This is a genomic window from Streptomyces flavofungini (genome assembly GCF_041028215.1).
Taxonomy (GTDB): Bacteria; Actinomycetota; Actinomycetes; order Streptomycetales; family Streptomycetaceae; genus Streptomyces; species Streptomyces flavofungini_B.
In genome coordinates this window covers 1-10,314 of the sequence record NZ_JASKYR010000204.1, presented here as the reverse complement: position 1 = coordinate 10,314, position 10,314 = coordinate 1, and the positions used below count along the sequence as shown (strand labels likewise).

Here is a 10,314-nt window from a genome sequence, read left to right as displayed (position 1 = left end):
GCCCATGATGCTCTCCCCAGGGCAGGGGAAACGCAACAGGCCGGTCCCGCCCGGAGGCGGAACCGGCCTGCTGGTGTGGCGGCCTGCTGGGGTGACGGCCTGCCGAGGTGGCCGGGGGGCTACTTCACCGGTTCCGGCTCCGGTGCGTCCGTCGGTTCCTCGGCGTCCGTCGGGTCGGCCGGGGTCTTCACGGAGTCGAGTAGGAGCTGGGCGACGTCGACGACCTGGAGGGACTCCTTGGCCTTGCCATCGTTCTTCTTGCCGTTGACCGAGTCCGTGAGCATGACGAGGCAGAAGGGGCAGGCGGTGGAGACGATGTCGGGGTTGAGGGACAGCGCCTCGTCGACCCGCTCCGTGTTGATGCGCTTGCCGATGCGCTCTTCCATCCACATCCGGGCGCCACCGGCGCCACAGCAGAAGCCGCGCTCCTTGTGGCGGTGCATCTCCTCGTTGCGCAGCCCGGGGACCTTGCCGATGATCTCGCGCGGCGGCGTGTAGATCTTGTTGTGGCGGCCCAGGTAGCACGGGTCGTGGTACGTGATGATGCCCTCGACCGGGGTCACCGGGACCAGCTTGCCCTCGTCGACGAGGTGCTGGAGGAGCTGGGTGTGGTGGATGACCTCGTAGTCGCCGCCGAGCTGCGGGTACTCGTTGCCGAGCGTGTTGAGGCAGTGCGGGCAGGTGGCGACGATCTTCTTCGCCGTCTTCGGCTTGGCCGACTCGGGCGTGACCTTGCCGTCGTCGTCGAGCTCCTCGCCGAACGCCATGTTCAGCGCCATGACGTTCTCCTGGCCGAGCTGCTGGAACAGCGGCTCGTTGCCGAGGCGGCGGGCGGAGTCACCGGTGCACTTCTCGTCGCCGCCCATGATCGCGAACTTGACGCCCGCGATGTTGAGCAGCTCCGCGAAGGCCTTCGTGGTCTTCTTGGCGCGGTCTTCGAGGGCACCGGCGCAGCCGACCCAGTACAGGTACTCGACCTCGGTGAGGTCCTCGATGTCCTTGCCGACGACCGGCACCTCGAAGTCGAGCTCCTTGAGCCACTCCAGGCGCTGCTTCTTGGCGAGGCCCCAGGGGTTGCCCTTCTTCTCCAGGTTCTTGAGCATCGTGCCCGCCTCGGACGGGAACGCGCTCTCGATCATCACCTGGTAGCGGCGCATGTCGACGATGTGGTCGATGTGCTCGATGTCGACCGGGCACTGCTCGACGCAGGCGCCGCAGGTGGTGCAGGACCACAGGACGTCCGGGTCGATGACGCCGTTCTCCTCGACCGTGCCGATCAGGGGGCGCTCGGCCTCGGCCAGGGCCTCGGCGGGCACGTCCTTGAGCTGCTCCTCGGTCGCCTTCTCGTCGCCCTCCATGGTCTTGCCGCCGCCCGCGAGCAGATACGGGGCCTTGGCGTGCGCGTGGTCGCGCAGCGACATGATGAGCAGCTTCGGGGAGAGCGGCTTGCCGGTGTTCCACGCGGGGCACTGCGACTGGCAGCGTCCGCACTCGGTGCAGGTGGAGAAGTCGAGCAGGCCCTTCCAGGAGAACTGCTCGACCTGGGAGACACCGAAGACGGCGTCGTCGGCCGGGTCCTCCCAGTCGATCGGCTTGCCGCCGGAGGTCATGGGCTGGAGCTCGCCGAGGGCGGTCCCGCCGGTCGCCTCGCGCTTGAACCAGATGTTGGGGAAGGCCAGGAAGCGGTGCCAGGCCACGCCCATGTTGGTGTTCAGGGCGACGACGATCATCCAGATGAACGAGGTCGCGATCTTCAGCCCGGCGAAGAAGTACGTCAGGTTCTGGAGGGTGGAGGTGTCCATCCCCTCGAACCAGGAGACGACCGGGTAGGAGATGAAGAACGAGGCCTCGTAGCCGTCGACGTGGTGCTGGGCGCCCTCAAGGGCGTGCAGCGTGAAGATGCAGACACCGACGATGAGGATGACTGTCTCGACGAAGTACGCCTGGCCGGTCTTGGAGCCCGCGAAGCGGGACTTGCGCCCCGGCTTGTCGGGGCGGTTGAGCTGCCGGATGACGATGAGCGTGAGGATGCCGAGGACCGTCATCGTGCCGATGAACTCGACGAAGACGTTGTACGGCGCCCACTCGCCGATGATCGGCAGCATCCAGTCGGCCTGGAAGAGCTGGCCGATGGCGTTCACGATCGTCAGCAGCAGCGAGAAGAAGCCCACCGCCACGAACCAGTGCGCGAAGCCGACGATGCCCCACTTGTTCATGCGCGTATGGCCGAGGAACTCCTTGACCACGGTGACGGTGCGCTGCCAGGGGTTGTCGGTCCGCAGTCCGGCGGGCACCGGCTGACCGAGCCGCACGAACCGGTAGATCTGCACGATGGCACGGCCGAACAGCGCGACGCCGACCGCGATTAGGACCAGCGACACGATGATCGCGGCGAGTTGCATTTGGGGGCTCCTCGGGCCTGCGAGGCGAACTATTACTAAGCGGTAACTTATGCAGTCCGTCTGAGACTACCCATTTAACCCGTCGCACTGTAGCCAGCGACGCGGTGATCTGCGTCGCTCAGGCAACCCTTGCCGGTTCCCCGCAGGTTGCGCGTAAGTACGAGATAAGAGTTGAGCCCCCTTGACTCAGCTCTGTTGACTCCAGCGAAGCGACCATGCATGCTTGAGTCAGATCCACTCAAGAAGTACATCTGGAGGAACCGAAATGGCACGTGCGGTCGGCATCGACCTGGGCACGACTAACTCCGTCGTCAGCGTTCTCGAAGGCGGCGAGCCCACCGTCATCACCAACGCCGAAGGCGCCAGGACCACGCCGTCCGTCGTCGCCTTCGCGAAGAACGGCGAGGTGCTCGTCGGCGAGGTGGCCAAGCGCCAGGCGGTCACCAACGTCGACAGGACCATCCGGTCGGTCAAGCGCCACATGGGCACCGACTGGAAGGTGGACATCGACGACAAGGGGTTCAACCCCCAGCAGATCTCGGCGTTCATCCTGCAGAAGCTGAAGCGCGACGCCGAGGCGTACCTGGGCGAGAAGGTCGCCGACGCGGTCATCACCGTCCCGGCGTACTTCAACGACTCCGAGCGCCAGGCCACCAAGGAGGCCGGCGAGATCGCGGGTCTGAACGTCCTGCGCATCGTCAACGAGCCGACCGCCGCCGCCCTGGCGTACGGCCTGGACAAGGACGACCAGACCATCCTGGTCTTCGACCTCGGTGGCGGCACCTTCGACGTCTCGCTCCTGGAGATCGGCGACGGCGTCGTCGAGGTGAAGGCCACGAACGGCGACAACCACCTCGGTGGTGACGACTGGGACCAGCGCGTCGTCGACTACCTGGTCAAGCAGTTCAACAACGGCCACGGCGTGGACCTCTCCAAGGACAAGATGGCGCTCCAGCGCCTGCGCGAGGCGGCCGAGAAGGCCAAGATCGAGCTGTCCTCCTCCACGGAGACCACGATCAACCTGCCCTACATCACGGCGTCCGCCGAGGGCCCGCTGCACCTGGACGAGAAGCTCACCCGCGCCCAGTTCCAGCAGCTCACGTCCGACCTCCTGGAGCGCTGCAAGACGCCGTTCCACAACGTCATCAAGGACGCGGGCATCCAGCTCTCCGAGATCGACCACGTCGTTCTCGTCGGTGGCTCCACCCGTATGCCCGCCGTCGCCGAGCTCGTCAAGGAGCTCACCGGCGGCAAGGACGCCAACAAGGGTGTGAACCCGGACGAGGTCGTCGCCATCGGCGCCTCGCTCCAGGCCGGTGTCCTCAAGGGTGAGGTCAAGGACGTCCTGCTCCTCGACGTGACCCCGCTGTCCCTCGGCATCGAGACCAAGGGCGGCATCATGACCAAGCTCATCGAGCGGAACACCACGATTCCGACGAAGCGCTCCGAGATCTTCACGACGGCCGAGGACAACCAGCCGTCCGTCCAGATCCAGGTCTACCAGGGCGAGCGCGAGATCGCGGCGTACAACAAGAAGCTCGGGATGTTCGAGCTGACCGGTCTGCCCCCGGCGCCCCGCGGCGTCCCGCAGATCGAGGTCTCCTTCGACATCGACGCCAACGGCATCATGCACGTGACCGCGAAGGACCTGGGCACGGGCAAGGAGCAGAAGATGACCGTCACCGGCGGCTCCTCGCTGCCGAAGGACGAGGTCGACCGCATGCGCCAGGAGGCCGAGAAGTACGCGGACGAGGACCACGCCCGCCGCGAGGCCGCCGAGTCCCGCAACCAGGGCGAGCAGCTCGTCTACCAGACGGAGAAGTTCCTCGCGGACAACGCGGAGAAGGTCCCCGGTGACGTCAAGACCGAGGTCGAGGAAGCCGTCGGCGAGCTGAAGGAGAAGCTCAAGGGCGAGGACACGGCCGAGATCCGCACCGCCACCGAGAAGGTCGCCGCCGTCTCGCAGAAGCTGGGCCAGGCGATGTACGCCGACGCCCAGGGCGCGCAGGCCGCGGGCGGCGCCGAGGGCGCGGCCCCCGGCGGCGACCAGGCCAAGGACGACGACGGCGTCGTCGACGCCGAGATCGTCGACGACGAGAAGGACCAGAAGGGTGGCGCCGCCTGATGACCGAGGAGACCCCGGGCTTCGGCGAGAACGCCGACAAGTCTGACGTCCCCTCCGGCGCCACCTCTGATGACGCGGCGCCGAAGGCCGCCGAGCCCTCCACCGAGGAGGGCGCGGCGGCCCCGGCCGGGGACACGGAGAGCAAGACGTCCGCCCAGGACGCGAACACGGTCGGCCTGACCGCCCAGCTGGACCAGGTGCGCACCGCGCTCAACGAGCGCACCGCCGACCTCCAGCGGCTCCAGGCCGAGTATCAGAACTACCGCCGCCGGGTGGAGCGGGACAAGGTGACGGTCAAGGAGATCGCCTCGGCGAACCTCCTGTCCGAGCTCCTGCCGACGCTCGACGACATCGGCCGCGCGCGGGAGCACGGCGAGCTGGTCGGCGGCTTCAAGTCGGTCGCCGAGTCGCTGGAGACGGTCGTCGCCAAGCTGGGCCTCCAGCAGTTCGGCAAGGAGGGCGAGCCCTTCGACCCGACGATCCACGAGGCCCTGATGCACAGCTACGCACCGGACGTCACCGAGACGACGTGCGTCGCGATCCTCCAGCCGGGGTATCGCATCGGCGAGCGCACCATCCGCCCCGCGCGGGTGGCCGTCGCCGAGCCGCAGCCCGGCGCGCAGACCGTCAAGGGCGACGAGGCCGATGGCTCCGCGGGCCCCGCGGCGGGCGCGGAGAAGGCGGACGAGAAGGAGACCGGTGGCCCGGACGAGGGCTGACGGTCACGACATGAGTGAGGAGGGACGTCGGGGATGAGCACCAAGGACTTCATCGAGAAGGACTATTACAAGGTCCTCGGCGTCCCCAAGGACGCCACCGAGGCCGAGATCAAGAAGGCGTACCGGAAGCTCGCACGCGAGAACCACCCGGACGCCAACAAGGGAAACGTCAAGGCGGAGGAGCGCTTCAAGGAGATCTCCGAGGCGAACGACGTCCTCGGTGACCCCAAGAAGCGCAAGGAGTACGACGACGCGCGTGCTCTCTTCGGCAACGGCGGATTCCGGCAGGGCCCCGGGGCCGGCGGCGGATCGTTCAACTTCGACCTGGGCGACCTCTTCGGAGGCGGCGCCCCGGGCGGAGGCGGCGGCGGTGCGGCCGGCGGCTTCGGGGGCGGCCTCGGTGACGTCTTCGGGGGCCTGTTCAACCGCGGCGGCGCGAGTGCCGGAGCCGGCACGCGTACGCAGCCGAGGCGCGGCCAGGACATCGAGTCCGAGGTCACGCTGAGCTTCACGGAGGCGGTCGACGGCGCGACGGTGCCGCTGCGCATGTCCTCCCAGGCGGCCTGCAAGGCCTGTTCCGGCACCGGCGACAAGAACGGCACACCGCGCGTGTGCCCGACCTGCGTCGGCACGGGCCAGGTCTCGCGGGGCGGTGGCGGCGGTTTCTCGCTGACCGACCCGTGCGTGGACTGCAAGGGCCGGGGCCTCATCGCCCAGGACCCCTGCGAGGTCTGCGGCGGCTCGGGCCGCGCGAAGTCGTCCCGCACCATGCAGGTGCGCATCCCCGCGGGCGTCTCCGACGGCCAGCGGATCAGGCTGCGCGGCAAGGGTGCGCCCGGTGAGCGCGGCGGCCCCGCCGGTGACCTGTATGTCGTGGTGCACGTCGACAGCCACCCGGTCTTCGGGCGCAAGGGCGACAACCTGACGGTGACGGTCCCGGTGACGTATCCGGAGGCGGCCCTGGGCGGCGAGGTGAAGGTGCCGACCCTCGGGGGCCCGCCCGTCACGCTGAAGCTGCCGCCCGGCACGCCCAACGGCCGTACGATGCGCGCCCGGGGCAAGGGCGCGGTCCGCAAGGACGGCACGCGGGGCGATCTGCTCGTGACGGTGGAGGTGTCGGTCCCGACCGAACTCTCCGACTCCGCGAAGGAAGCCCTGGAGTCGTACCGCGAGGCGACCGCGGGCGGCGACCCGCGGGCAGAACTGTTCAAGGCCGCGAAGGGAGCATGAGATGGACGGCCGTCGTCGACAGTCCGGTTTCAGTAGGGCCTACCAACTCACCGACGAGACGCCGGTGTACGTCATCTCGGTGGCCGCCCAGCTCAGCGGCCTCCACCCGCAGACCCTGCGCCAGTACGACCGCCTCGGCCTCGTCTCCCCGGACCGCACCGCGGGCCGGGGCAGGCGGTACTCCGCCCGTGACATCGAACTGCTCCGCACGGTGCAGCAGCTGTCGCAGGAGGAGGGCATCAACCTCGCCGGCATCAAGCGCATCATCGAGCTGGAGAACCAGGTCGCCGCGCTCCAGTCGCGGGTCGCGGAGCTCTCCGCGGCCGTGGAGGGAGCCGCCGCGGCCATGCAGCAGCGGGAGGCCGCGGTGCACGCCTCGTACCGCCGCGACCTGGTGCCGTACCAGGACGTGCAGCAGGCGAGCGCGCTGGTGGTCTGGCGGCCCAAGCGGTCGGCGGACTGAGTCCGCGGTCGTCGCGAACGCGCGCCGGGGCCGGGAGGTGGGAACCTCCCGGCCCCGGCGCGCGTTGCGTCTCACGACCGTAGAAATGATCATTTTGTGACCGGGGGAAGCGGGTAGTTCGGCATGGCCATGGTGGGACTGTTCTGGATCGCCGAGGGCGATGTGTACGTGGGCGCCAAGCCGTCCGGCCTCGCCCCCGGGGTGCGGCTGACCCCGGAGGGCGTCCTCGCCCTCGGAGACAAGCAGTCCGGCCTGCTGCTCTGGGAGGACGTGCGCTCGCTGACCGTCGACGACGTGCCGTTCAAGACGCTGAAGCGGCATGTGGGCGCGGCGGTCGACATGGTCCTGACGATGAGCCTCGGCGGCACCGACGACGCGCCCATGATGACGGTCCGGGTGGGCGGCGCCGGGGGCAGCAGGGCGCTGACGGCGTACACGGCGGCGGCGATCGGTTACTCCCAGCGGGAGTACGACCTCTCGCGCGCGCTGCTCACCCGGCTGACGGACGGCGCGGCCACGCTGCACACGACGCTCGCGGCGATGTCGGAGTTTGGCCGCCGCCACGAGGGCGGCACCCCGCGCGCCTCCGAGCGGGAGGCGCTGCTCACCGAGTGGCTGGGTCTCTGAGCGGGCGGTCGGTGCCCCGCGCCCTCACGTGTGCGGGGCGTCGAGGATGCCCGAGCGGCCGATGAGGTAGCCGAGCTGGGCCCGGCTGCCGCTGCCGAGCACCGCGGCGAGCTTGGCGATGTGGACGCGGGCCGTGCGTACGTTCATGCCGAGCCGGTCGGCGATCTCGGTGTCGGTGAGGCCTTCGACCAGGAGGCCCGCTATGGCGTGCTGGCGGGCCGTGACGCCGCCCGTGGGGAGCTGCGGGGCCGCCTGCGGATACATGGGCGTGGCGAGCCGCCACAGCCGCCAGAAGGTGGTGGCGAAGTGCTCGACCAGGGCGGGGTGGCGCACTTCGAGGGCGACGCTGCGGTCCTTGCTCGCCGGGATGAACGCCACGGTCCTGTCGAAGACGAAGAGCCGCTCGGTCACCTCGTCCATCGTGCGCGCCTCGGCGTCGCCCTCCAGCTGCTCGAAATAGGCGAGGACGGGCAGGGAGTACCGGGTGGGGTGCTGGTAGAGCGTCCGCATCCGGCAGCCCCGGCTGAGGACGGCCTGGTCCCTGGGGAAGGCCTCGGCCAGGATCTCCGGCGGTCGCACCCCGCCCGGCTGCACCGCGAGGAACTCCTCGGTGACGTCCTCCATGGCCCGGTCGATCGCGGCGTTGATCCGGTCGAGCCCGTCGAGGACGGTGATCGCGGGTGGCACGCGCGTCACCCGGTGCGGCCCTGGTCGAGGATGCCCGACTGGGCGATGAGGTAGCCGAGCTGGGCCCGGCTGCCGCTGCCGAGGGCGGCGGCGATCTTGGCTATGTGGGCGCGGCAGGTGCGGACGTTCATGCCGAGTCTGCGCGCGATGGCCTCGTCCACATGGCCCTCGATGAGGAGCTTGGCGATCGTGCGCTGGACGCCGGTGATGCCGTCGTGCGCGACCGGGGTGTACGGCGTCTCCTCGCGCAGCGGCGTCGCCTGCTGCCAGAACTGGTCGAAGACGGACGCCAGGTACTCGACGAGGCCGGGGTGGCGCAGTTCCAGTGCCACCTGGCGGTCGCGGCGCGCGGGGATGACGGCCGTCGAACGGTCGAAGATGATCATCCGGTCGATGAGCTGTTCGAGCGTACGGACCTGGATCTGGCGTGGATCGAGCTGTTCCAGGTAGGCGAAGACGCCGGGGCCGTGGCGCACCGTGTGCTGATAGAGCGTGCGCATCCGCACACCGCGGCTGAGGGGTTCCTTCACGCGTGCGAGCGACTGGGAGAGCATGTCGCCGCCCCGTACGCCGCCGGGCTGGATGGTGAGGATTTCGTCCGAACACGCCGCTGTCGCCGCGTCGAGCGTGGCGTTGATGCTCTGCAGGCCCTCCAGGACGGTGATCGCGTGGGTGGCCACCGAGGGCTGTGCGCTGATGTGCATGAAGGGCTCGAAAGCATCGGTCAGTTCAACCGTCAGCTTTCTGCGGTCCCTGATCTCGCGCTCGATGGGCTGGAGGCGCTGCGCGAGTATGGCGGACGGCGGGACCGGGCGGAGCCAGTTCGCGTCATCCGGGTCGGGATGCAGCAGGGCGAATTCCACCAGACAGGGTGCTGCTTCAACATCTGCACGGGCGATACGACCCGCGCTCAACGCGCTCGCGTAGAGCCGTGCGCCGTCGTCGCACAGTTCGGTGATGGGGTGGGGATGTGTCGGTTTCGTGCCTATTGTGAGCAATTCTCCACCCCCCAGGGTCCTGTACGTACAGGAACATGATGCATCGATCCTGTGGCCTCGACGTGCTGGTTTGAGACATCGTCTTTCTGGAGCCGGGGGAGAGGAACCTACCAAGTGAGGACGAAGCTGACGATGTTCACGAAAATGCTTCGCTCGGCGCTAGTCGTCGCCTTCGCTGCAACCGCCTTCGCGGTTGCAACCGCGCAAGATGTGTCCTGGAACTCGTCGGGGGGCGACTCGCGAGCCGTGGAGACGACGGCGAAGCCTCAGGGCGACGTGTCCTGGAACGTCCTGCCCGGCGCAGGGGCAGTGAACTCATGAGCACTCCCCCCGACGACCGGACCTTCCGCCGCGAAATGGCCACGGCCTACCGCTCCGGCTGGCACTTCATCGACCTGGTGACCGCGATCCCCCACCGCGGTGACTCGTTGATGGTGACTTTGCTCGGTGAACCGATCGTCGTCACCCGTGACGACGAGGAGGAGATCCGCGCCTACCGGTGCCTGCGGCGGCCGCGAGGGGCACCCCAGCCCGTGCGGTGTGCCGTCAGGTACGGCATGGTCTTCGTCAATCTCGACCGGCGCGACCACCGGATCGTCGGAGAACAGGGCCCGGACGCGGCCGACGCGTCCGACAGCATCACAGCCACCCCCCGCAGTGCCTGACGCGATTCCCCCGTCGTTGTAGATCGCGCAGGTACTTCCCCCAGCAGCGGCGCCACCGTGGACCTGAACACCTCCGCCGCGAAATGGCCAGGGGCGAAGGCGCGGGGTGACAGTTCATCGACCTGGTGACCGCGATCCCCCACCGCGGTGACTCGTTGATGGTGACTTTGCTCGGTGAACCGATCGTCGTCACCCGTGACGACGAGGAGGAGATCCGCGCCTRGCGCCGCTGTGGTGTGCGCGCACACCGTCACCCGTGCGTGCCGCCCGCCGGGTCAGACCTTGCCCAYCGCCCGCGTCACCCGGATCTCGATCAGCACCCGCCCGGGGTTCGGCGACGGCCTGCGTCCGTAGCGCTCCTCGTAGCGCAGCTCCGCCGCCTCGATCAGCTCGGGCTC

Annotated in this window: 8 protein-coding genes and 2 pseudogenes; 7 read left to right on the top strand and 3 right to left on the bottom strand. The window is 68.8% G+C overall.

Going from position 1 to position 10,314, the window contains the following annotated elements; genetic code table 11:
* Positions 1 to 119: 119 nt before the first annotated feature.
* Complete coding sequence (locus AB8Z36_RS16385) at positions 120 to 2,402, bottom strand: (Fe-S)-binding protein (RefSeq protein WP_369214045.1); 2,283 nt, start codon at positions 2,400 to 2,402, stop codon at positions 120 to 122.
* 265 nt (positions 2,403 to 2,667) lie between these two features.
* Here AB8Z36_RS16385 and dnaK point away from each other — a divergent pair, with 265 nt between their 5' ends.
* The 5 genes from dnaK (at position 2,668) to AB8Z36_RS16360 (ending at position 7,566) form a co-directional block, all read left to right on the top strand.
* Complete coding sequence (dnaK, locus tag AB8Z36_RS16380) at positions 2,668 to 4,527, top strand: molecular chaperone DnaK (protein WP_369214044.1); 1,860 nt, start codon at positions 2,668 to 2,670, stop codon at positions 4,525 to 4,527.
* Entirely contained in the window at positions 4,527 to 5,246 is a 720-nt protein-coding gene (grpE, locus tag AB8Z36_RS16375; protein ID WP_369214043.1) for a nucleotide exchange factor GrpE, read from the top strand. Before dnaK ends, grpE begins: the two co-directional genes overlap by 1 nt.
* 33 nt (positions 5,247 to 5,279) lie before the next feature.
* Positions 5,280 to 6,476 carry a molecular chaperone DnaJ gene (gene dnaJ / locus AB8Z36_RS16370; RefSeq protein ID WP_369214042.1) on the top strand — a complete coding sequence of 399 codons (1,197 nt, stop codon included), beginning with the start codon at positions 5,280 to 5,282 and terminating at the stop codon, positions 6,474 to 6,476.
* 1 nt (position 6,477) lies between these two features.
* Positions 6,478 to 6,939, top strand: a complete 462-nt coding sequence (locus AB8Z36_RS16365; protein ID WP_369214041.1) for a heat shock protein transcriptional repressor HspR — start codon at positions 6,478 to 6,480, stop codon at positions 6,937 to 6,939.
* A gap of 123 nt (positions 6,940 to 7,062) precedes the next feature.
* Positions 7,063 to 7,566, top strand: coding sequence for a hypothetical protein (locus AB8Z36_RS16360; protein ID WP_369214040.1), 504 nt, complete (start codon positions 7,063 to 7,065; stop codon positions 7,564 to 7,566).
* A gap of 24 nt (positions 7,567 to 7,590) precedes the next feature.
* Here AB8Z36_RS16360 and AB8Z36_RS16355 read toward each other — a convergent pair.
* Positions 7,591 to 8,259, bottom strand: a pseudogene (locus tag AB8Z36_RS16355) (LuxR C-terminal-related transcriptional regulator); the annotation flags it as partial.
* A complete protein-coding gene (locus AB8Z36_RS16350; protein WP_369214039.1) occupies positions 8,259 to 9,251 on the bottom strand; it encodes a helix-turn-helix transcriptional regulator in 993 nt (330 codons plus the stop codon). The gene AB8Z36_RS16350 and the pseudogene AB8Z36_RS16355, both read right to left, overlap by 1 nt.
* A gap of 317 nt (positions 9,252 to 9,568) precedes the next feature.
* On the opposite strand from AB8Z36_RS16350, the gene AB8Z36_RS16345 reads away from it, so the two are divergent.
* Together AB8Z36_RS16345 and AB8Z36_RS16340 are read left to right on the top strand one after the other, a co-directional pair.
* The gene (locus tag AB8Z36_RS16345) at positions 9,569 to 9,916 is read left to right on the top strand and encodes a hypothetical protein (protein WP_369214038.1); all 348 of its coding nucleotides are present in this window, start codon (positions 9,569 to 9,571) and stop codon (positions 9,914 to 9,916) included.
* A gap of 116 nt (positions 9,917 to 10,032) precedes the next feature.
* A pseudogene (locus tag AB8Z36_RS16340) lies at positions 10,033 to 10,143 on the top strand ((2Fe-2S)-binding protein); the annotation flags it as partial.
* Between the last annotated feature and the right edge of the window lie 171 nt (positions 10,144 to 10,314).

Coding starts and splice junctions, on each gene's coding strand:
- AB8Z36_RS16385 (WP_369214045.1), bottom strand. CDS start 2,402: ATGCAACTCGCCGCGATCATCGTGTCGCTGGTCCTAATCGCGGTCGGC.
- dnaK (WP_369214044.1), top strand. CDS start 2,668: ATGGCACGTGCGGTCGGCATCGACCTGGGCACGACTAACTCCGTCGTC.
- grpE (WP_369214043.1), top strand. CDS start 4,527: ATGACCGAGGAGACCCCGGGCTTCGGCGAGAACGCCGACAAGTCTGAC.
- dnaJ (WP_369214042.1), top strand. CDS start 5,280: ATGAGCACCAAGGACTTCATCGAGAAGGACTATTACAAGGTCCTCGGC.
- AB8Z36_RS16365 (WP_369214041.1), top strand. CDS start 6,478: ATGGACGGCCGTCGTCGACAGTCCGGTTTCAGTAGGGCCTACCAACTC.
- AB8Z36_RS16360 (WP_369214040.1), top strand. CDS start 7,063: ATGGCCATGGTGGGACTGTTCTGGATCGCCGAGGGCGATGTGTACGTG.
- AB8Z36_RS16345 (WP_369214038.1), top strand. CDS start 9,569: ATGAGCACTCCCCCCGACGACCGGACCTTCCGCCGCGAAATGGCCACG.